A 23,301-nucleotide genomic window follows, 5' to 3' on the forward strand; every position below is an offset into this window, starting at 1 on the left:
TTACAAATTCGTTGATTCATAACGGAGAGATTATGATCACACTCATCCGTCGAGAACTCCTCGACAACCTTATGACGTTCCGATTTGCGGCAGCGGTCTTCATTATGCTGTTGCTTGTTGTTGCTACGACTGCTGTGCTTATCAGAGATTACGAAAAACGGTTGACAAGTTACAATACCGCTGTCAAAAAGCATCGGCAGGAGATGTTGGACAGGACAACCTATTCCGCAGCACGCCTGACGATTGATCGTCCACCCAACCCGTTGAGCATTTTTAATGTCGGTTTAGACAAACGATTAGGGAACGTACTTGGCGTTAATTACTTCTTCGTGCCAACACTGTGGGATGCTGACAAACATGGAGCGGATAACCCGTTTCTCAATCTCTTCTCTTCGATAGATCTTGTCTTTATCTTTCAAGGAATTTTGAGCCTATTAGCACTCGTCTTTGCCTACGATACGCTTGCGGGGGAGCGCGAGCGCGGTACCTTACGACTTGTGCTGACACACCCGATTCGGCACGGTCAAATCCTATTTGCCAAATACATTAGCGGTATGATATGTCTGCTGATCCCCTTACTAATGTGCGTTCTCCTCGTGCTAATTATGCTAACAACATCCGCATCTGTTTTTCTGAGTACCGATGATTTTCTACGCATCGGTGGGGTCGTTTTTACGTCGTTTATCTATCTATCGCTGTTCTATCTGATCGGCATGCTGATTTCTGCAGCGACTCGCCGAACAGGCACTGCCCTCATGCTTGCGATGTTTGTCTGGGGTTTTTTGGTGTTGGTGTATCCAAATATGATTCTGACAGCGATTAAAACTGAGCCGCACCCCGATACGACACTCTCTGCTTACAACCGAATCAAACAGATATGGGAAGAATTTGATAGAGATCGGTTGCAGTATCTTGCTAATGACCCTGTGCCAGGCGAAAAATACGATTTTGGTTTGCGGGGTGAAGGTTACCCTTTTCGGGGGCTCCGGGACTATCCATCAAGTTTACTCTATTACCACCTTACTGGATTCAATTATAAAGCACTTAAAGCGGAATCTGAACCACTGGTACCACACGTTCAGGATTATTTTCGCTTTTTTGGCACACAAGTTACCAACACCGCAGAACGGATATGGCTTGTCCGAAAACCTGCACTGGATGCGTTTTACACGCGCCCCGCAAAAATCGAGCAGATGTTATTGAAGTTCTCACCTGTCGGTCTGTATGACGCAGCAACCGAAGCGTGGACAGGCACCGACTTAAATGCCCTACAAGACTTTTTCAGAGCAGTTCAACGGTATCATCAGGCGGTCATTGACTATTATCTCGACAATAAGATATTTGAGTCCCGCCTATGGTTTGTTGGTGCCGAGGGGGACATCGACTGGAACCTGATGCCGCAGTTTTCATTTAAAAGAAGTGATATTGGCATCAACGCTAAGCGAGCATTACCGGACTTATGCCTGCTGTTGATGATTAATCTGGTCCTGTTCGCAATAATATTCCTGATTTTCGTTCGGAGTGAGGTGTAGGAATGATATTACATATCACAAAACGTGAACTCTACGACAATCTCAATAGCCTCCGATTCGCACTGACTACTATCTTGCTGTTAGCACTGATGTTAACCAATGCCATCGGACATCTCCACGAGCATCCAAAGCGGATACGGACGTATAACGCTGCTGTCACCGAATCACTGGATCTTTTGTCGTCTCATGCCGACGACAGTTTGTATAAACTCACACAACAGGGACCCGGAAAACTCTACAAAAAGCCATCACCACTGCATTTTTGTGCAGAGGGTGGAGAACGCTTATTGCCAAACATCATTAAAGGCGACAGTCCTTATGTATACTCCACCGGTATAATAGGAGTCTGGCAACTGAGTTATCCGGATGCCAGCATAAACCGAAAGCGCGTTGGACCAGATGTTACTAAAGTGGATTGGGCATTTATCATCGCTTATGTCTTGAGTTTAATTGCGCTCTTATTCACTTTTGATAGCATCTCCGGTGAACGTGAGCACGGCACCCTTCGGTTAATGTTATCGAATGCAGTGCCACGCCACACTGTATTGATCGGTAAGTTTTTAGGCGCGTTGATAAGCGTTAGCATCCCATTTACGCTTGCGGCGTTGATGAACCTTTTGATAATTTCCACATCAAGTGTAGTTCACCTCAACACAGAAGCGTGGGGACGTTTAGGTATTATCTTCTTTATTGCGCTCCTATACACGTGTTTCTTTCTTGCATTCGGACTGTTAGTATCTGCGCGTGTACAACGGAGCGCAGTGAGTCTGGTGATACTCCTATTGATTTGGGTTACCTTTGTTGTTTTTATGCCGAGTACGCTTGCTTCCATCGCAAGCGAATTTTCACCGTCAATGCCCTCTGAGGAAGAATGGATGCGTTATTACCAAAGGCATAATGAACTCCGGGATAAGTACAGCTATCACCTTTATTCAGATGAAGTGGACAAAAAAACGCTGACAGCGAAGAGCGAGTTCTATACCAAAGATGTAGAAATGAGAGAAAATTTAAACCGAGAATTCCTCACCAGCAAAATCGCGCAGGTTCAACATGCGCGGTCTATCACTCGCACTTCGCCTGCTACCCTCCTTCAATATCTCCTTGAATCTTTTGCTGGAACGGGTTTTGAACGGCATTTGCAATTTGTGGATAATGTGGAACGTTACGCTCGACAATACCGTGAATTTGCCGTTGATATTGATAGATCGGATTCGGAGAGTCTCCATATTATTGGTGTTCGTGAAGGTATGACGAAGAAAAAGGTCTCGCCAGCGGCAGTACCAAGATTTGAAGATACACTGAGCCTCAGCAAGGATTTTAACGACTCAGCAATGGAGATGCTGTTGTTAACACTGTTCGTCATAGTCCTCTTATCAGGTGCTTATCTCGCATTTGTCCGTGTTGAGATTTAGCTGACGCGATATTGCCACTCACCGCCGACGACTCTCACTGCAAGGCAACACGCGCATTCGGCGTTAATTCCCTACCTCTACTTCGTTCTATAGTAAAACCTATATTAATTGGGCACTTTCAAACAGTCTGAATACCTATAACAGGCATTCAGACTGGCACAAACTAACAGTTTATGCTACAAAGATGACCACTTACTTATGGGCTTCACTATAATAGGACACTCCAGACCGGTTCGGTTAGGGGATTTAGTCTGGGAATAGAATAAATCCATTCCTTGTATTACATTCCGAACCTACCGGGGGGAGAAAAGTGTCTCTTTATTTTTCGGATTCACTATATTATTGAACTGAACGAACTTTTCAAAACATTTGAAACAAAAAAGTACGAATTTGCAACCCTCTCGTCTATAATACCTGTCACACGTCACAAGCCAATATTGTTGATTGGAGAATACGCATGAAAAACGACGATGCTAAATATGTTGAACGGATCTTAGGAGGCGACGCAGATGCCTTCACGACTCTCGTGAAAAAGTACGAAAAACAGATACACACCTTCGTATGGGGGAGGGTGAGGGATTATCACGTCGCTGAAGAAATTACGCAAGATACTTTTCTCAGGGCTTACGAAAAACTCGGTACGTTGAGAGACCCAAACAGGTTTTCGGGGTGGCTTTATATGATTGCTACCCGCCGCTTTCTCACATGGTTTGATGAGAAAACAGTTCCGATGCAGTCCTTAGACGCAATGAGTAAAGCAGAAGTAGAGGCACTGTTCTATGTCCAATACATGGCGGAACAGATTGAAAAATTGGCGACAGATAAGCAACGCGAAGTCGTTGCGTATCTCCTTGAAAAATTACCGGCGCGTGAGCGGACAGCAGTCGTCCTTCACTACCTGAGTGAGATGACGTGTGAAGAAATTGGAGATTTTTTGGGAGTGCCCCCGAATACGGTCAAGAGTCAACTTCACCGCGCCCGAAAGCGGTTAAAGAAGGAAGCACCTATTGTTCATGAAATTTTGGGCGGTAATCAGCACTTAGGTGATCTCATGGAGAATATTATGAATTGGATTCAAATGAATGAACCGGGCACACGACACGTCGTAAACACACTATCTTTAACTTCGGATAAGACCCTCTATGCCGTTATAGGCGATGAAAGTATCTACCAATTACCCGCTGGTGAAGAAACATGGCGATTGGTTAATAGCGATTTCCTGCGTCAAGACACGCACGGCAGTATACCTATAGCGGAACACGATGGCACGCTCTATATTATTCCATCGCATGAATTATTCGCCTCAACTGACGCTGGTGCCACATGGCATTCAATCGGTCCTTGTCCAAAAGGCTATACACGAGAACTGATAATAACGGAAGAGACCTTTTACCTTTGTCTTGATAACGGTATTTTCCGGTCCGACAATGCCGGCAATTCATGGACGGCAATGACTGATGGGTTCCACAGTCGCTTGATAGAACACGCTGGAATTCGTTCGTTACGGATGCATCAAAGCACACTGTTTGCTGGTACGAATCGCGGGATATATCGACTTAACGCCGGAACTTGGGAACATCTACCATTGCCGGTGGATGATATTGTTAGTGTTGATCCTGTCGTCGTATCTGAGGACCATATCTATGTGGCAGCATCGGTGAATATTCTGGAAGGCGATGGAACGCCTCAAGAAAATTTCATGCCACTATGGAGAGGTGAGAAGTTTTCGTGGTGGGTATTCAGATCCGCCGATGGTGGCGATTCTTGGACAGATATAACACCTGTGGAAGCGCGAGACCTCATGCGTGTCCTCCCGCAGATAACACTGCTTACTTCAGAAAAAGTGCTATTGGTAATTGGAAAAGATAATGGCATGGTGGTCCGCTCAACGGATGGCGGCGACACTTGGACATATATCGAGTCCTCGGGTATCACGCCTATGCAGTTCAGTGTGGGCAGCACCTTGGCGTTGGACGAAAATACCTTTTATACCGCTGGGAGCACTGGCATCCATCGCTCAACGGATGACGGTCAAACATGGCACCGGTTTAATACAAGGTTTGAAAGCCGTGTAGACGGTTTAGTCAGTTTCACAGCGAGGTCCTCATCAAACAAGTCACCTGCACTTTACGCGAGGGTAGGTCCAAACCTTGTCAAATCAATTGATGAGGGACGCTCATGGGATGCTGTCAATGTAGCATTAGAGACGCATAGACCTTCGTACAAGGAAAATCCGCCATTGATTGTTCAAGTCGTAGAAGCCGACAGTGTGCTTTATGCAAAAGGCATTCGGGGCAATTCCACTGCTATTTTCCGATTATCTAACGATGGCAATGTCTTAAGCCTTCCTACTGAGATACCTCCCTCTTTTAATTCAGCGAAACTGATGGGCCACGTGTTAGGCGGCAGGAGCTTCGATTTCAAAGACGAACGACAAGTGGGGCAAGGCCTCATAGTCACCATTTCCTCTACAACTGATCCTTTATCAAGCGAGTTGATACAAGAAAACCCGGATTTTGGGGCAGAACGATTCTTAAAACAGTTGATACAAGTCCAAGCAGACTCCCCATTGGCGTATGAACTGATATGGGAAGGGATGTGGGGGAACTTCGCCGTGAGCGGTAAAACCTTCTACATGGAATACAACTATAAACTCTACCGATGGAAACCGGGTGAAACTGAATGGTGCTACACAGGTGTGGAAGAGACGATTGAACTCTCGCGTGACAACGTCCGGAGAGGTTTTAAAATCGCTGCGTCGGGTGAGACTGTATATGTCGGTAAACGGGATGGACATCTCTGGCAATCCGTTAATGGTGGAGACAGTTGGAACGATGTCACATCGAACCTACTGCTGTCTGTTGAGTACTTTGAAGAGATAGTCTTTGCAGGTTCAACGGTTTACGTCGCAACTGACAAAGGGGTTTTCAATTCAAAAAACGGTATTGACTGGCGTGTGCTTATTGATAAAACGGGGGAACCTATTATCATCAAATCGTCGGCTACAGTGGGTAACTCCATCTATGGGGCTAACGATAATGGTATCTATCACCTGCAAAGCGAGACCAACACGTGGGAACAGGTCGCGCCAGAGCTTTCGGGGATTGTGACATCTCTCGTTGTTGATGAAAACACCTTCTACGTTGGGACAGAACAACGCGGCGTGCTGCGTTTTGAACGGACCAGCAGATAAGCATATCCTTCCGAAGGAGCTTTTCCAGATATTTGAGACACAAAATAGTAAAGCATAGCATGTATGGGGTGAAAACTGACGTCATACATGCATACATAAAAACATAACTGATCGAAAAAACTTGAAACTAAATGCCCTAACGAAAGGAAAATAGAATGGAAAAACTATTTGATTACACTGTGCTATTTAGTGCGTTGATGCTTATCGCAGCAGATTACGCTGCGGCAGATATCGCTGATGGCCTTGTGGTTCACTTTACGTTCGATTCCGTCAAAGGCAAGCGAATTCTTGACGAGTCCGGCAACGGTCTGGATGCCGAAGTTATCAAAAACACTCAATTTGTCAAGGGCAAATACGGAAAAGCAATTCGTATTACTGGTGAAACTGAAGATTGCGTGAATATCCCGTCCTCGGATGCCTTAGAAATCAGTGATGAAATTACGATGATGGCATGGGTGTATCACGAAGATTGGACGCGGCGTTCTTTCCAATGGTTTGATAAGGGGTGCTATTCTAAACCCAATGAATCTTACGGTATGGTAGCCTGGGGTAAAAAGGATTTTCCGGAACTCGAAGCCTTTGAGAGGGGCTCAGTGATTTCGATGCTTGTTGGGGGTGCAGACTTGCAGCAAAGCATTACGACTCTGAACGAAATGAAGCATAGGACATGGCATCATGTGGTTGGAATCTATGGTGATAAAACTTTGAATATCTATCTTGATGGAGAAATGATTGCTAATTTACCTTCAGCAGCTGATGACTTCTCCAGCACCAACGAGGAGGATTTGCGGATTGGCTGTGCGAAAAATAAACCGCAGTACGCATTTGAAGGCGGTTCCATCGATGAAGTCGCGATATGGAGTCGTGCGCTCAGTGAAGATGAAGTCAGAACCGTAATGCGGGGTCCCTTGCTTGCAGTCTCACCGAAAGGTAAAGTCACTACGACGTGGGGCGATATTAAGCGAAAGGGGTTTTAGATGTCTGAATCGCGGGGACTTGGTATAAATTTATGACAACACTTTGGCTAATTATCCAGCGAGAATTTGTCTCAAATGTATTGACCTCCCGATTCATGATCGGTTTTATTGTCTGCTTGATCTCGACCACTGCTGCCGTTTTTGTTCAGGTTGCGGATTACGAAAAGCGGTTATCGGCATACTACACTGCCGTTCAGGAATATCAGGACGAGACGCGAACATGGGATCTCTACAGCCAAATTAATCCTAAAGCACACAGAAAGCCGAATCCGCTTAGCATCTTTAACGTCGGAACGGAAAAGTCCGGTGCGGATATGGTAAGTATTGAACTCGCAACACCTATTTGGGAAAGAGAAGCACAAAAACAGGGGTCAGATAATCCTTTTCTCTCAATTTTCCTTTCTGTTGATGTTATCTTCGTCTTCAAAATTGTGCTGAGTGCTTTGGCGATCTTGTTCGCCTACAATACGATTTCGGGGGAGCGGGAGGACGGCACGCTAAAACTGGTGTTATCCAATCCGGTTCCGCGGGATGCGCTTGTGCTTGGGAAATACCTTGGCGGCATGTTGTCTCTATTTCCCATTGTGGTGATAAGTTTCACTGTCGGCATCATTATTGCTTATGCCTCTCCCGCTACTGATTTTGATGTTGGGGATCTGCTACGCCTTGTTATGGTCCTTATTGTTTCGCTGTTGTATGTGTCAATCTGTTATCTTTTAGGCATGCTCTTATCCGTATGGACAAAGGAGGCAGCAACTACGTTGATACTTTCAATGTTTATCTGGGGCATTTTGACAATCGTTCATTCAAACGTGGCAGCGTTTGCGGTCGCGAAGTTCCCGCTGTATAAATCTCAACCTGAAAAAGAGGCTCGGCAACAAATTGAAAAAATATGGGAAGATTTCAAGAAAGAACGGGCTGCCCATGTCCTCAAAATGATCGGACATGCCCACCCAATTAGTGCGATTTCCTATGAAGGAGAAATCTCAGTCGGGTTAAACTCAAGTTCTCCGGGGGAACTCGGATTTGAAGAGTTCTACGCGCTTAAACCGATTCACAAGATGGACACCACCAAATTTCAGGAGGTATTAGGTTATCAAGAGCCGCTTCGCGTGCGCTATGCCAATAAAGCCGAAGAGATCCTCAAACGGCGAGAAGAGGTTGGCGAAAGAAATAGGCAATTTGCCAGAGATGTTTCTCGGGTATCTTTCGCGGATGCGTACCGTTTTGCTGTCGGTGCAATAAGTGGCACGGATAGGGAGAACTATAACGACTTTATAAATCAAACAAGGCGTTATAAACGTCAAGTTGTTGACTACCTCATCGGTAAAGACGTATTTTCTGCACGCGCCTGGTTTTCGAGCGATAAGGGAACAGCAGAATTCACCGATCTACCCGTTTTTCAGCACCAACATAACGCGCTTTCGGAGTGTCTCTCGCGTGCGTTAGCGGATATTTTTATCTTGTTAGCGTGGAATATCATCTTATTCATGGGCGGATACCTGTCTTTCCTACGATACGATATGAGTTGAAAAGGAGAGTTGTCAGTGGCCAGTTAACAGTTATCAGTCACAAGAGGTTTCTGGTAACAATTCCCCTCCTTCTGAAATATTCCAAGGTGGAAAGATTGTTAGAAACGCATCTTAACTGAAAACTGACAACTATTAACCGATAACTATTAAAATGATTTGGCATATTGCGAAGAAAGAGATACATCACAACCTCATGACGCTGCGGTTCGTCTTGATGATAATCCTTCTACCTGTACTGATGGTAGCGAACGCGCTCATATACGGCTTCGGTGATAGCGGCTATAGAGAAGAAGTCGATGCGTATAACAATGCCATGGAAAGAAGATTATCTCGTGTCAAGGACGATACCGAAAAGAGTTTAGGGCAACTCGCAATGCGCGGTCCCGGTGAGATTTACAAGCGTCCGAGTCGTTTCAAATTCTGTGCTGATGGGGCTGATGAACTCATCCCGAACGCTATTCCGTTAGCAGAACGCTCAGGAGGCAGTCGTGGAGGAAATGATATAGTAGAAGCCTACAGGTGGAGAGAAGTGTGGACCCTTGAATATCTCCCTTCAAATCATGGTAGTGATGCAACCGCGCTCATCAAAATTGACTGGGTATTCATCGGTATATTTATGAGTTTTTTTGTGATTCTGTTCACTTTTGATGCCATTGCTGGGGAACGCTTGCATGGAACACTGAGTCTCATGATGTCAAACCAAATCTCCCGAGGACAGATGTTATTGGCGAAATATCTGGGCGCGTTTTTTACCCTCATGCTGCCGCTTGCAATCGGTATCCTGATGAACCTATCGATTATCTATCTTTCGGGGAATATCCCATTCGACTTAGATGATTGGTTTAGAATTTTGGGGATGGTCGGGCTTTTCGCGTTGCACATCTCTATTTTTCTTTTTTTGGGACTGTTCTTCTCAAGTCGAGTATCAAACGCCATCACCAGTTTAGTGTGGTTGCTATTAACTTGGGTATGCTTAGCGTTCATCTTTCCGAGCCTGATTGGACTCTTCGTTGGTACGCTTGACCCGATTCCATCAATAGAAATAGTCTCCTCACGAAAACGTGCGCAATTGGTGAACATTGAGGACGAATTTCGCCCAATGGAATTATTGGAGACAACGAAGTTAAGCGAAGCACCCTCACCTGACAATCCATCAGCGACGCGCCGATGGGCAACGTATTTCAGGAGAAGGTACGAAACAAAAACACACATCACCGATGAACATGTAGACCAGCAATTGAGGCAGGTAAAACTTGCCCGCGAACTCACCCAAATCTCTCCAATAGTCTGCTTCCAATATGCAATGGAAGGGCTTGCAAACACTGGGATTGTTAGTTATATGGATTTTGTTAAACAGGTTCGCCGTTACAGACAAACCTTTATAGATTTCATCAAAACAGAGGATGAAAGTGATCCGGACAGTCTCCATATCTATCCTGTGCGGGAAGGTTTGTCTCAGAAACCGGTAGACTCGAATGCTGTACCAAGGTTTGAAGAGCGGATCTCGTATCAAAACGTGATTTTTCCTGTCGGCCTGTTAATCCTTTTTAATATCTTGTTCTTTACTGCAGCGCAGCTGTCCTTCCTGAAATGTGATCTCAAGTGAGAACTTTTTTTCACTGTTTCCGTCAAATCCGTTATCATTTTGCAACTGATGTAGTGGTACGTGGTTAAGGATATTTTCGTTAGTTCCAAAACATGATTTGACCAAAATCCTCTTATCTTTCGCACAGAAACATCTCAAAAACCTCCACTCGCGCTCCCCACAGCCATGCCATGATGGAAATATCCGATGCTGCTTTTCGTCCAGAGAGAAGAAAAAAGCCGTCAACTGGTGTAGTCAACGGCTTTCTTTTATGATGTATAAGAGCGAGGTTATTCGTTGGGTTACTCTTGTGGTCGCTATCTTCGGTGTGAAAGCCCAATCCTTCAGGTTTGGAATGAAAACGCCATTCCGATTCCACTCGGCAGATATAGCGGCTGCCTCAAACGAGACAGATGGAATTCGCTACCAAATGGCGTGCTGAAAACGCCATTCCGATTCCACTCGGCAGATATAGCGACTGCCTCAATGAGACAGGTGGAATTCGCTACCAAATGGCGCTCTTGAAAATGCCATTCCGATTCCACTCGGCAGATATAGCGACTGTCTCAAACGAGACAGATGAAATTCGCTACCAAATGGCATTCCAAGTATTATATAATTTTTCGTGTTTTTTGTCAAATTTATTTTTTTTCAAGTCCAAAACGACTAATTCCGAAGTTTAATTGAATAAATTAGAGAAAAATCTGTTTAATAATAAAGGATTGAGTGAAAATCAGCTTTCAAACAGAACGGCGAAAAGCACTTCATCTTGAATACTCGGTATATACTTATGACAACACTTTGGCTTGTTATTCAACGAGAATTCATTTCAAATGTATTGACTTCCCGATTCATAATCGGTTTTCTCATCTGCCTCATATCAACCGCTGCCGCAGTTTTCGTTCAGGTTGAAGATTATGAGAAACGCTTAGCAGCATATCACACCGCCGTTCAGGAACATCAAGAAACAGCCCAGACATGGGACCTCTACAGCCAAATTAATCCCAAGGCACACAGAAAACCCAATCCGCTGAGTATCTTCAACGTCGGCATGGAAAAATCGGGTGCCGATATGGTGAGTATTCAACTCGCAACACCTATCTGGGAGAAAGAGGCACAGAAACAGGGATCTGATAACCCGTTTCTCTCCATTCTCCTTGCAATTGATGCTATCTTTGTCTTCAAAATCATCCTCAGTGCCTTGGCGATCCTTTTCGCTTACAATACGATTTCAGGGGAACACGAGGATGGCACCCTAAAGTTAGTGTTATCCAATCCGATTCCCAGAGATACACTCGTGGTTGGAAAATACCTCGGCGGCATGTTATCTCTGTTTCCAATGGTGGTTATCAGCTTTATCATCGGAATCCTTATCGCTTACGCTTCTCCTGCGACTAATTTCGATAGTGCTGATCTGTTTCGGCTCGTTGCCGTGCTCATCCTTTCCCTATTGTACGTGTCAACGTGTTACCTTTTAGGAATGCTTCTATCCGTATGGACAAAGGAAGCAACCACCACGCTCATCCTTTCAATGTTCATTTGGGGAATCCTAACAATCCTACATTCCAATATATCAACCTTCGCAGTCATGAAATTCCCGCCCTATCAACCACAAGCTGAAAAGGAGATGCTGCAGCATATTCAGCAGAGATGGGAAGATTTCAGGGAAGAACGGGATGCTTACATCCTCAAGAAGTGGGGATACGAACATCCAGCTAGCGCGGTTTCTCCGATAAGCGATGGGAATTTTTTAGTAGCGATGTACACGAGTTCACCAGAGGAAATCGGGTATAGTGAGTTCTATTATATCCAACAGATCCACATCGTGGATGTCTCCAAATTTCAGGAAGTATTGGGCTACCAAGAACCCCTACGTATCGACTACGCAAATCAAGCAGAGGCACTCCTCAGACAGAGAGAACAGATTGAAGAAAGAAACAAACAGTTCGCGAAAGATATTTCCCGATTTTCTTTCGCAGACGCATACCGATTTGCCGTTGGCGCGATAACCGATACAGACACAGAAAGTTACCAAGATTTTATTAGACAGGCAAGGAGCTATAAACGTCAAGTTGTCGACTATCTCACTGGTAAAAACGCTTTTTCCGCGAGAGCGTGGTTTTCCAGCGATCAAGGGGCAGCAGCGTTTAAAGATCTCCCTGTTTTTCAGAACCCACACACTTCTCTATTTCAGAGTTTTTTTCGTGCATCAAGCGATATCCTGATCCTGTTGGCGTGGAATGTCGTCCTGTTTATAGGGGTGTATGTGTCGTTCCTTCGATATGATATGAGTTGAGAAGGAGGGTTATCAGTTGTCAGTTAAGAGGCGTTTTGTAACAATCCTTCCACTTTGCAATATTTTAGGGCGAGGTGAATTGTTACCAGAAACCTCTTGTGACTGATAACTGTTAACTGACTACTGACAACCATTAAAAAAAATGATCTGGCATATTGCGAAAAAAGAGATATATCACAATCTCACAACGCTGCGGTTCGTCTTGATGATAATCCTTCTGCCCATCTTGATGATCGCCAATGCTCTCATATATGGCTTTGGGGATAATGGGTACACAGCGGAAATACGAGAGTATAACCGTAAAGTAGACCAAGGACGCTCTCATATTGAAAAATATGCTGCCCAGGGTTTAGGAGAGTTGGCGATGGTTGGTCCAGCAGAGATACCCAAGCGTCCGCCACAGTTGAAATTCTGTGCCGATGGTGCTGATGCCCGCATACCCCATTCTATCACGATCGCATATCGCGTAAATTGGGAACGGCCTGAATACGAGGACTTGGTTGAAAGCTACAGTTGGCGGGAGTTGTGGTCCTTAGAATATCTACCTTCAAATCATGGCGGGGACGCAACTACACTCATCAAAATTGACTGGGTATTCATCGGTGTCTTCATGAGTTTTTTTGTTATTTTATTTACTTTCGACGCCATCGCCGGGGAACGCGTTCGCGGAACACTCAGTCTCATGATGTCCAACTCAATCCCTCGTGGACAGGTATTATTCGCGAAATACTTAGGAACATTTTTCACGCTCACCATCCCTCTCCTGATTGGAGTCCTCATGAACCTTCTCATCATCTACCTGTCAGGGAACATCCCCTTTGATTCAGGCAGTTGGCTTCGGATTTTAGGAATGGTAGGACTCTTCGCGTTGCATATTTCTATTTTCATTTTTTTGGGGCTGTTTTTCTCAAGTCGCGTCTCAAATGCTATCACCAGTTTAGTGTGGTTATTGCTAACTTGGGTCTGTTTAGCATTTATTTTCCCGAGTCTACTCGGACTATTCGTCGGCACCCTCGATCCAATCCCATCAATAGAAAGAATATCCGCGAAAAAACGCTTGCAATTAGCGAACATAGATGATGAATTTCGCCCAGCAGAATTGGTGAAAGCAGCAAAACTCAGTGAAGCCCCTTCGGTTGACAATCCATCAGCAACGCGCCTATGGGCAACCTACTTCAGGGAAAGGTCTGAAGTGCAAACCCGCATAGCAGATGCGCGTGTAGATCAGCAATTGAGACAGGTGCAACTCACCCGCGAACTCGCCCAAATCTCTCCGACGGCGTGTTTCCAATACGCGATGGAAAGACTCGCGAATACCGGAATAGTCAGTTATATCAGTTTTGTTAAGCAAGTACGCCGCTATAGAAATACATTCATAGATTTCATCAAAACGGAGGATAAGAGTGATCCCCATAGTCTCCATATCTACCCCGTGAGAGAGGGCTTATCTCAGAAACCTGTGGATCCAGAGACCGTACCCGTATTTAAAGAACGCATCTTGCATCAAAACGCGATTTTTCCACTCGGACTGCTGATCCTTTTTAATATCCTGTTTTTTACTGCAGCACAACTGTCCTTTCTCAAATGCGATCTGAAATAAGACCTCTTTTTTTGACAGTTTTTGTTAAATCTGTTATTATCTTCGCAATTGATGTGATCGCACGCGGTTAAGAGTATTTTCACTGGTTCCGAAACCTTTTTATATTTGGCCAACCTCTCAAAAGGAGTTTATCATGAAAAGCGTTTTTGTAGTTTTCGCAGTGATGGGTATACTCATCAGTTTTGTGCCGTGTAGTAAAGCCAATCCGCCGGAAGGATTAGTGCTGCATCTGAGTTTTGATGAAAGTGCCATTCAAGGTGATACGGCAAAGGATTTGTCTGAAGAAGGCAACGATGGAACGATTAACGGTGATGCAAAGATGGTCGCCGGAAAGCACGGCGGCGCGTTGGAGTTTGATGGCAAGAGTGCCTTTGTTGAAGTGCCATTGGAAGATTCGATTACCTTTTCCACTGGCGATTCACTCACAGTCCAAGTGTGGGTAAAAACAGATGATGAGCCACCCAAGAACGACGGAATTGTTGGGAACTATCGTCCGGGTACTGATGCGGTTTGGATACTCTCCGTCAGCGGTGACGACCCAGCGGCACGTGGTAAGATGGGGTTTAGCGTCCGGGATAAGGGACGTGCGAATAGTGCTGGGATAAGGTCTCCGGATTTCCTGAACGATGACAAATGGCATGTCCTGGCGGGGGTCCGAGACCAGAAAGCAAAAAAGATCCGATTCTATGTGGATGGCAAGTTGATTGATGAAGTTGACGACAACACAAAGGACATCAACAGTGGACAGTCAATTTGGGTAGGAGAGCATCTGAATCGGTTTTACAAGGGATTGATTGATGAAGTGAAGGTGTGGAATCGTCCGTTGACCGCCGAGGAACTGAAACAGTCAGAACTGCAACCGTCTGATGTTGATGCTTCACGGAAGTTGGCAACGCTATGGGGCGCGCTCAAAACAGCGCACCGGTAGTGCTTTGTCAGGGATTCCGTTTGTAGTAGGGAAACCATTCATTGCCCGTCCTTGAACTGGGACGGGTGATAAATCACCCTACTACGAACGGGGTCCCGTGTTGTTGCGTGATTTATCGCACAATTGACTTTACTATAACTGTTGCCTAAGCTCTTAACTTGCTTAAATAACCTGAGTTTGATAAAAGATTTTGAATTTTGTAGGTTGGGTTGAATGGAGATCTACTAAAAATTACATAGAGCAGATGACTTTTGAGTTCATCAAGAAACCTGAAATCACCAAAAACCGAGTGAAACCCAACGTATTCTCACATCCACAGCGTTTCGGGTGTTGGGTTTCGCTATTTGTATCTACAAAAACGGGTCGTTGAAAATCGGCTACTTCTGTATCAACGGATGGGTTCTTGGTCTTTTACCGCTCAACCCAACCTACGGGAGTTTCAATCTTTATTTTCAAACTCACGTTAAATAAGCAAAGTAAGAGCTCAGGCAGCTGACTCCGTTTGGATGTTGAACTTCAAGTTATCGAAAAAACGCTCACCCCACCCGACTCGTCACCAACAGCAATATGCTGGTCACTTGGTGACCAAACGAGGCTTGTGACCCCCGCTGCCAGAGCGGCTTCATAAACCACCACAGAACTGATTCTGCCTCGCAATTGCCAGACATAGACCAGACCGTCGGCACCGCCTGATGCCAGCAGTTTTCCGCGATGTTGAAAACGCAGAACGCTGAGAAAATCCTGATGCCCGGAAAGCGTAATGGGTTTGGTATCGGCCGGGCCGCGACCGGAACAATCCCACACGATAACTTCCTGGCCGCCTCCGGTAGCCAAGTATCGACTCGTGGCATCCCACGAGAGTTCTCGCACTTTCGTCGGATAGCCAGACATTTGCAAGTCTTCACCGGTAGACATAATCCAGAAATGTACAGTCGAATCTTGATCTCCGGTGGCGATGTGTTTACCGTCAGGGCTCCACGCAATCACGAGTGATGAGCCTATCCATTCCAATCGACGGACGGCTTCCGACTGTTGCGGGTCCCACAGCGTGACACCCCCGTAGGCAATCGAGGCAAGTTGTCTTACACGCGGTTTCCACTGGAGATCAGAAATCGTGCTCTGATGGTCGGGATATTCGCGAACAAGATCGCCGATAGCGTTCCAGAGTTTCAGCTTACGCCCGGCGGCAGAGGCGAGTATCGGTTCTTTGCCGCCACTCCAAGATAGGCACTCAACCCAGGCGGCACCCCCGTCAAGCGAATGGGTCACTTCGCCACTTGTCATATCCCACAACCGAATTTTCCCATCCTGTCCTGCGCTGGCAAGCACCTTGCTGTCTGGCCGCCATGCGATTGACATTGTGCCGAATTCATGCCCTTTGAAGGCATGGATAACTGCTTGACGATGCCCTTCAAAAATTGTCACCGGACCGAGAACCGACGCGGCAGCGATGTATCTCCCATCAGGGGACCACGCCAGATCAATGACGTGGTCGCTGAGGGTTGCGTTCCAATTTTCGCGCAGTTGAGAGGGCTGAAACAAGCGGTTGCTCAGGTTGCTCAAGCGAGACATGCTTCAAACCCCTCAGTCAATTCGGCCCGGTCGAGGTTGCGCCCGATGAAGATGAGGCTATTGTAGCGCGGTTCACCACCCCACGGGCGGTCGGGGCGGCCATCGAAGAGCATATGAACACCTTGGAAGACGAATCGGTTTGGCTGCCCCTTGATGCTCAGAATACCTTTCATGCGGAAAATGTCGATACCTTTTGTCCGAAGCAGATCGCTAATCCAATCGTTCAGCCGGTCGGGGTCGAGGTCACCGGGGGTTGTGATGCCGACCGATGTGACTTCGTCATCATGTTCATGGTCTGGCTTAAATTCGCGTTCGACAGCTGGCTTGACAAGGGTGCCGCTGCCAAAGAGTTGTGCTTGAAATTCATCGGGGTGATGCTCGGTAAACAGCGCGTAAGCCCCCGGGCGTTCGATCTGCACGTCGAAACGTAATTCGTCCGCTGTGAGATTTAACGCAATGAGTTGCCCACTCGGTTGAAGGGTGCCACCCGCCGAAAGTTCATACTCATCATCGGAGAAAACCATAACGACTGGCTCAACAGCGTCCTCCAAAGCTTCATCGGTTGACGCATTTACGGGCACCAACGCGACTTTCATCGCCGGGTCAGGACCTTCTTGGAGAACCAGTTCATGCGTGCCTGCCGAAAGGTCATAAACACCAGCCCATTCAAACGGATACTCCGGTTCCATAAACTGTGGGTCAACCTCCATCGCCCGGTCAAGATCGAATCCACCAACATTGAGAATCTTGTCCATTTCAACCACGGCGTCTTTCGTTCGATAAATCTTCGCTGCAGCGTTCATGCTGCGAATTCTGGCTTCCAGTTGCTCTAACTCTTCCTCGGTTACAAGGTCAATCTTGTTCAACAAAATGACATCGGCAAAGGCAATCTGTTCACGCGCCTCATCGCTGTCATCGATGTGCTGCCAGATGTGTTTGGCATCAACCAGCGTCGTGACGGAATCCAGTTGCAGTTTCTCCTGCATTTCGGTGTCCATAAAGAACGTCTGAGCAACGGGCCCGGGGTCCGCAAGCCCTGTGGTTTCGACCATGATGTAGTCGAACTTATCGCGACGCTTCATCAGATTCCCCAAAATACGGATGAGATCACCGCGCACCGTGCAGCAGATGCAACCGTTGTTCATCTCAAAGATCTCTTCTTCGGCACCGATGACCAAATCATTATCGACACCGATCTCGCCGAACTCGTTTTCGATGACGGCGATACGTTTGCCATGGTTTTCGGTGAGAATGCGGTTGAGAAGCGTGGTTTTACCAGACCCCAAAAAGCCCGTCAACACGGTGACGGGGACTTGATTGTTTAGCATGGCTGTGTTCATCTTTCTCTCCTTGTAGAATTTAGTCAGCGGTCAAGCTAACGATGTCCGTCTGATCCACATCCGCCAGCGGTTTGTGAATCTTGTATTGCCGGGGCTTTCCCGGCGTCTCCAGGATTGCAATGACCGTTTCAATAGGCGGGCAGCCCTCTTCGGTGCATTGCAACTGAGTAATCATCACGGAGATGTCTTCTGATAGGTCAAAGACTTCGGAGACCCACGATTTGACTTGGACGAGTTGCTGTGGGTCACTCTCTTTTTGCGAATTTAAAAAATTCAGCACTGTTGTATAGCCTCCTTTAAACCGTCTGTCATCAAGCTCGTATCAATGTAGCAACGCTGTACGACAGGAGCCTGCCCAACGAACACTTGCCACTGTGAAGCCTTGTAACTCACGGTTCGCTTATTTTTTTTCAACCCCGAACGAGGGAGATCGAAACCGATCAAAACGGTGACTATCAAAGGCTGCAGGCAACGGAAGTAGTGCATCTGTTCGCGCCATGGCTTCCGCCCAATCCACGAGTCGCGCATAGTGTCGATGGAGTTTTATCTGTCCTAACCACACAACACCGTGCGGTGATGTGATACAGATGACATTTGCGAGATCGCACGGACCGAGACAGCCTTCGCTGATTGTCAATGTTATTGAAGCCGACAGCCGCCTGTTCCGCCACTCCTGTTTGAGCCACTCGACCGGTACAGATGGTTTCCGTTTCTCTGTCACGCCACAACAACAACCCTTACAGACGAGTATATGCACTAAGACACGCCGCCTTGATGCCAGTTTGGGCGGCGATTCGATTCCATCTGCTCTCATTTAAATCTTCGGTGTGGAAACCCCTACCTTCAGGTTGGGGAGGAACACCGCTCCTTTTATATTATGAATGTGTGTATGGAAACTCGTATGAATAGTAAAGGATATGATTGAGTTTCCTATACACACAACGTATGATAAAAGCAGGTTACCCTGCCAAACGCCTCTTTCGAGGGTATATGTTTCCCCATCCGGATCACAGTATCCGAGAGGAATCAGACTTGGGGAGCATCCGAAACATCGTGCTGGTTGCCACACCAAGATACTGCGATATATTACGGTAGTCAATGAGGGGTCTCCCTCACCCTACCTATAGCCTTGGAAACCGGCGTATGGGACAAGCCTCGCCCTTTAGGGCGGGGTCACTGACCCCTTTTTCCAGTGTGTTACACTCCTGCGAATATACAGATTCATCACTACCCAATGACATTCAAGGGTAGTGATGAATTTTCTCGGCACTTATTTCAAAATAACCATCCGCTTCATTTGATAGAAAGACGGCGTGGACAACCGGTAGAAATAAACACCACTTGAAACCGGTTCACCCACATCATTTCGACCATCCCAATAGGCAGCACGTGCCCGGCCTTGATAGAAACCCGCTGACTTGAAGCCAAGCGAAAGCGTTCGCACCAATCGCCCTGTCGTATCGTAAATTGATAGCGTCACAGGGGCTGACTCCGAAAGGTGATAAGGTATCCACGTTTCGGGATTGAACGGGTTGGGATAATTCTGCAACAGTAGGCTCTGGTTGGGTATACCAATCCCCTCAAGTGTAATAGGGAGAACAGCGTTTGCAAGTGCCTCTGGCGTCACGACGAAACTTAGCTTCTCCGAAGCAATCTCTCCGGTTGCATCCGCAACAGTGACTTCCAGAGTGTCGCCAACTTGGACGACGCTCTGGCGGGAGAGATCAGCGGTCGCTGCGGCAAAGTAGCCGTCTCGCACACGATTCGTCATAATAGCGTTCGTCCGCAGGTTTCGTACAGTGACCAGATAGCCTTCAAGGTCCTGCACACCTTCCAATTGCCCACTGACAACGAATGCCCAAGTGCTACTTGGCGTGTCAATTGATCTTGCGATCGGTGCTGCAGAAACTTGCGGTTGATTGGTCCACGGTGCCCCGACAAAGGCAACCTGTCGGGCGTGCGGCACGTTGACGATGTATCCCTTTGCCCCTTCAATCAGGAACCCGTTGTGTGGTGCATCCGGTGTCCAGCCAACGAACTTTTGGTTGACATCATCAAGCTTAATTACCGCCGTTGCGCCAACCATCTCCGCCAGTGACCGAGCGTCCATCGGCGTGCGAGGTTTCAGCGGTGAGGAGATCATGTTCAAGCCTTTGGAGAGAGAAGCGTAGTAGACCTGGCTGAAGTCCTCTCCGTCTGTAGGCATTGGAGTGGCAATGAAGCCGTGAGTCTGCTCTTCGCCGTTTTCGGAGTGAATTTCAAACCAGCCGACAATGACACCATCATCGTTAATGGCTTGTGCAATGGTCCATTCTGCGCCGGGAATCCCGAATAGGTGAAACTCGCCCTCTGGAGTACGTAGAAATCCCTGTATTTCAGAGAAATCAAGCGGCGCAGTGTGACCAACAATCCTGCCATGGTTGTCGATGTCATCGGGGAGCGTATGCCGCTCTGCGTCAATGGACAAAGTTGTGAACTCGCCATCCTCGTAAATTAGCCCATCAATAAACTCTGTTGGTGTAAATCCTGATTCAGGTAGATTCCAACCTGCCATCACACCGGCGTTATTGATACCCCGAAAAACATTGCCGCCAACACCGCTCGAAGAGGGAACTTGCACGAAAGTCCCGTCCGGTTCGCGAAGAAGACTGGTGATGACGATGTCGTTTTCTGTTGGGAAATCGAAATGATACGAAGTGAGCTGACCGAGGTCGTTGATGCCCCACGCGAAGTTATCGGCTGCACCCGGATTGACTGTGATAAACATACCGTCCGGTTCTCTCAGAAATCCGTGCTGCACGCCATCCGCGTCTTTATACCGACCCGTGATTTGGCCGGATGCATTGATCCCGAATGCCCGTGTGTCTGTTGCACCTTCTGGGGCAATCGTCTCAAAGACACCGTTTTTGAGCCAGAATCCTTTCCGAACAGCGTTTGCATCCACATAGCTCCCGACGATGTCTCCGGCGTTGTTGATACCGAAAAGCTCTGTCTCCGACGCACCTGCGAACGGTACATCGACGACCTCAATATGATACGGTACACCTATTGTCAAGTGTATGCCATCTGTGGGGAGGTCGGCGACATGCTCATGGCTGTGGTCCGCGTCATGTGCTGGCGCGGGTCCCAGTGGTGCAACCCAATTTAAGGCTGCCATATTCACTGGCTGCCCCTCGACAGAAAATGTCCTGCTGACGGATACTGTGTCAAGGTCAACCTCAAGAATCTCACCGGTATTGGGATCGCTGACATAGGCGAACCCACTACCGACAGTCAGCGCGGGACGGAGACCTTCCGCATCACTGAAATCTGCAACCACTTGTGTCGATCCGAGCAACGTCCAATCGCTTGGGTTGAACACCTGCAACAGACCGTCAACGGTCAGCACTGCTAACTTATCGCCATGTTCCTTCTCAAAACCGAAACCTCTATAGGCTGCTGGCAGTTGCTGAATGTCGTTCGGATCAATTTCGGTCGAAGCAGGATAGATACGGACGAGGGCTCTGTAGCCCGGGTCCGGGCGGCTACCGTAATTACCGATGACAAACGGCTGGGCGTGATGAGAACTGATGATGCTCGTTCGCAAGCCGTCAGGATAAGCGATCTTGTGTGCGGAGAACAGGCCGGTCACTGGGTCGTGGGTCATCACTAAAACGCCACCATCCCCTGTGCCGTCCTCACGTTTCTCATTACAGCCGGCAATGAAATGTTCGCCGACTATCGTTTCACCGTGCATACCGAGGCAGGATGCTTGGAAATCTTCCTTGTCGTTGAACGTTTGAAGGATATTTCCCTGTTCATCAACGACCGCAAAGCCGCTCGGAAGTGAGCCGAACTCACGGTCCGGATCGGGGAGCGAGAAAATTGTCTTTCCACCGTGCACCGGGGCTCCGGCACCGTGCTGCTGCGCCGAGGTCAATATGAGTGTGTCCGGGTTGGGTAAGAACAGGTCTTCCTCGCGCACGGTGACGTTTTTTGAATCCACACCCTCACCAAAGTTGCCATCAAAGTGGATGTTAATGCGCCCTTCGTGTGAAACAAAGTGAATGGGTCTTTGCGAGTTTACGAGTTCGCCGGTAAGGTTGAACGGCAGCAAGCTCGGTACGCCTTTCTCCTTATCGAAATGATCACCGTGTTCTTCGAGGTACAGACCGGAGTCGATGAAATTAACGCTATTGGCACCAGTTTGAATAGCGACTGCGATGCGACCGCTTTCGGTCGTGTAAACACGCGCAGACCCTTCTACCATGAAGGTTTCTATCACTTCTCCATTGTCAAGTTCAATAAGTTGGAGTAAACCGGTTTCGCCATCTGCGACAAGTAACCGACCCAGCGGCTCATCATGCTCATCATACTCTTGTGCAATGGCTTGCATTGAGATGATCGAACAAGACATCAAAAACATAAGCAGAGCTAGTGTGGCTCTCATGCAAGTAACCATAAATCGTGAAATAGCGACAGAAAAGTCGCGCTGAAAAAAATACGTAAACAATGTATTCTCCAATTTTTTTTATCTAATATAGAATTACACTTAACGGCGAACATGCCACGCGAAACGTATAAAACGCGTGTTGACATGTCGCGAGGAACGCATGCTTTGTTCGCGTAATAGATATGCATACAGACATCCTGAAAACCGACCACGCATTGGTCCACAATCAGATAGCGTCTACTACAGAAACGCTACGACACGTTGCAAAGCAGCGGTGTACTAAGCGCGGGGAGCGTCATCGGTAACCCCGCGATCTTTGTACAATAACGCAAGCTGCCACCTATTTGACATAGCACTCCTAATGAGGTTTAACAAATAAATTGGGTAATTGTATCTACGCGACGTGCGATGAATCGCACTACTACGAACCGGCTCACTTGTTATCACACGTCTTAGCATTACCCGATTAAATTCTTAATCTTCATACGGAGTGCGGTGGCCCTGAATATACTGTTTTCTATAGACATATCACCCCTACGGGGTGGAAAAATGTCCGAAAATCCCCATAAAATATCCAAAATTTGTTAGTAGCAACTTGGGTTACAATAAGAGATATAAGGGAAAAACAAAATCTGCCTTTAATTTAAAAGGCATAATTTGCGAGTTCAGTGGAGAATACAGGTGGGGCACGACTTCGCGTGTGGATGACCAGCTTTAGAGAGAGAAAAGTTTCTTCGTAAAGTCGGAGTCCGGTATGGAAAAAGAGCGGTGAGTCGAGGCTAAAGGATTCAACCTCGAAACTGACGTGCTGGCTGCAAAAGAAACAGGCTGCGCAGGTATGCTCGCGCTGCGAATGTTCGGTATGGCAATTATGGCAATGCGAATGTTCGTCATGATCATGT

General features: G+C 47.1%; 16 protein-coding genes. 10 read left to right on the plus strand and 6 right to left on the minus strand.

Going from position 1 to position 23,301, the window contains the following annotated elements:
* Positions 1-32 precede the first annotated feature (32 nt).
* The 10 genes from OXH00_12240 to OXH00_12285 all read left to right on the plus strand — a co-directional run bounded on the left by OXH00_12240 (position 33) and on the right by OXH00_12285 (position 15,055).
* Positions 33-1,532: an ABC transporter permease subunit gene (locus OXH00_12240; protein ID MCY3741781.1), complete on the plus strand. Its 1,500-nt coding sequence runs from the start codon at positions 33-35 to the stop codon at positions 1,530-1,532.
* A gap of 2 nt (positions 1,533-1,534) precedes the next feature.
* Complete coding sequence (locus OXH00_12245; GenBank protein MCY3741782.1) at positions 1,535-2,944, plus strand: ABC transporter permease subunit; 1,410 nt, start codon at positions 1,535-1,537, stop codon at positions 2,942-2,944.
* Between the two features lie 457 nt (positions 2,945-3,401).
* Complete coding sequence (locus OXH00_12250; GenBank protein ID MCY3741783.1) at positions 3,402-6,137, plus strand: sigma-70 family RNA polymerase sigma factor; 2,736 nt, start codon at positions 3,402-3,404, stop codon at positions 6,135-6,137.
* A 155-nt stretch (positions 6,138-6,292) separates the two neighbouring features.
* The gene (locus OXH00_12255) at positions 6,293-7,114 is read left to right on the plus strand and encodes a LamG domain-containing protein (GenBank protein ID MCY3741784.1); all 822 of its coding nucleotides are present in this window, start codon (positions 6,293-6,295) and stop codon (positions 7,112-7,114) included.
* A gap of 32 nt (positions 7,115-7,146) precedes the next feature.
* Positions 7,147-8,646 (plus strand): ABC transporter permease, encoded by a 1,500-nt coding sequence (locus OXH00_12260; protein ID MCY3741785.1) that lies wholly within the window; start codon positions 7,147-7,149, stop codon positions 8,644-8,646.
* 151 nt (positions 8,647-8,797) lie between these two features.
* Positions 8,798-10,252 (plus strand): ABC transporter permease subunit, encoded by a 1,455-nt coding sequence (locus tag OXH00_12265; protein ID MCY3741786.1) that lies wholly within the window; start codon positions 8,798-8,800, stop codon positions 10,250-10,252.
* Positions 10,253-10,644: 392 nt separating this feature from the next.
* Positions 10,645-10,914, plus strand: coding sequence for a hypothetical protein (locus OXH00_12270; protein ID MCY3741787.1), 270 nt, complete (start codon positions 10,645-10,647; stop codon positions 10,912-10,914).
* Positions 10,915-11,021: 107 nt separating this feature from the next.
* Complete coding sequence (locus OXH00_12275; GenBank protein MCY3741788.1) at positions 11,022-12,527, plus strand: ABC transporter permease subunit; 1,506 nt, start codon at positions 11,022-11,024, stop codon at positions 12,525-12,527.
* Positions 12,528-12,669: 142 nt separating this feature from the next.
* Positions 12,670-14,127, plus strand: coding sequence for an ABC transporter permease subunit (locus tag OXH00_12280; GenBank protein ID MCY3741789.1), 1,458 nt, complete (start codon positions 12,670-12,672; stop codon positions 14,125-14,127).
* Between the two features lie 133 nt (positions 14,128-14,260).
* Entirely contained in the window at positions 14,261-15,055 is a 795-nt protein-coding gene (locus tag OXH00_12285; protein ID MCY3741790.1) for a LamG domain-containing protein, read from the plus strand.
* 516 nt (positions 15,056-15,571) lie between these two features.
* On the opposite strand, the gene OXH00_12290 is transcribed toward OXH00_12285, so the two are convergent.
* The 6 genes from OXH00_12290 to OXH00_12315 form a co-directional block, all read right to left on the minus strand.
* Entirely contained in the window at positions 15,572-16,627 is a 1,056-nt protein-coding gene (locus OXH00_12290) for a WD40 repeat domain-containing protein (protein MCY3741791.1), read from the minus strand.
* A complete protein-coding gene (locus tag OXH00_12295; protein ID MCY3741792.1) occupies positions 16,615-17,955 on the minus strand; it encodes a GTP-binding protein in 1,341 nt (446 codons plus the stop codon). The genes OXH00_12290 and OXH00_12295 overlap by 13 nt, the downstream gene beginning before the upstream one ends.
* Before the next feature lie 31 nt (positions 17,956-17,986).
* Positions 17,987-18,244, minus strand: a complete 258-nt coding sequence (locus OXH00_12300; GenBank protein MCY3741793.1) for a hypothetical protein — start codon at positions 18,242-18,244, stop codon at positions 17,987-17,989.
* A 123-nt stretch (positions 18,245-18,367) separates the two neighbouring features.
* The gene (locus tag OXH00_12305; GenBank protein ID MCY3741794.1) at positions 18,368-18,781 is read right to left on the minus strand and encodes a (2Fe-2S) ferredoxin domain-containing protein; all 414 of its coding nucleotides are present in this window, start codon (positions 18,779-18,781) and stop codon (positions 18,368-18,370) included.
* Between the two features lie 456 nt (positions 18,782-19,237).
* On the minus strand, positions 19,238-22,396 hold the full coding sequence (locus tag OXH00_12310) for a T9SS type A sorting domain-containing protein (GenBank protein ID MCY3741795.1): 3,159 nt from the start codon (positions 22,394-22,396) through the stop codon (positions 19,238-19,240).
* A 646-nt stretch (positions 22,397-23,042) separates the two neighbouring features.
* The coding region (locus tag OXH00_12315; GenBank protein MCY3741796.1) for a hypothetical protein at positions 23,043-23,301 on the minus strand (259 nt) is incomplete at its 5' end.

Source organism: Candidatus Poribacteria bacterium (genome assembly GCA_026706025.1).
GTDB lineage: Bacteria > Poribacteria > WGA-4E > WGA-4E > WGA-3G > WGA-3G.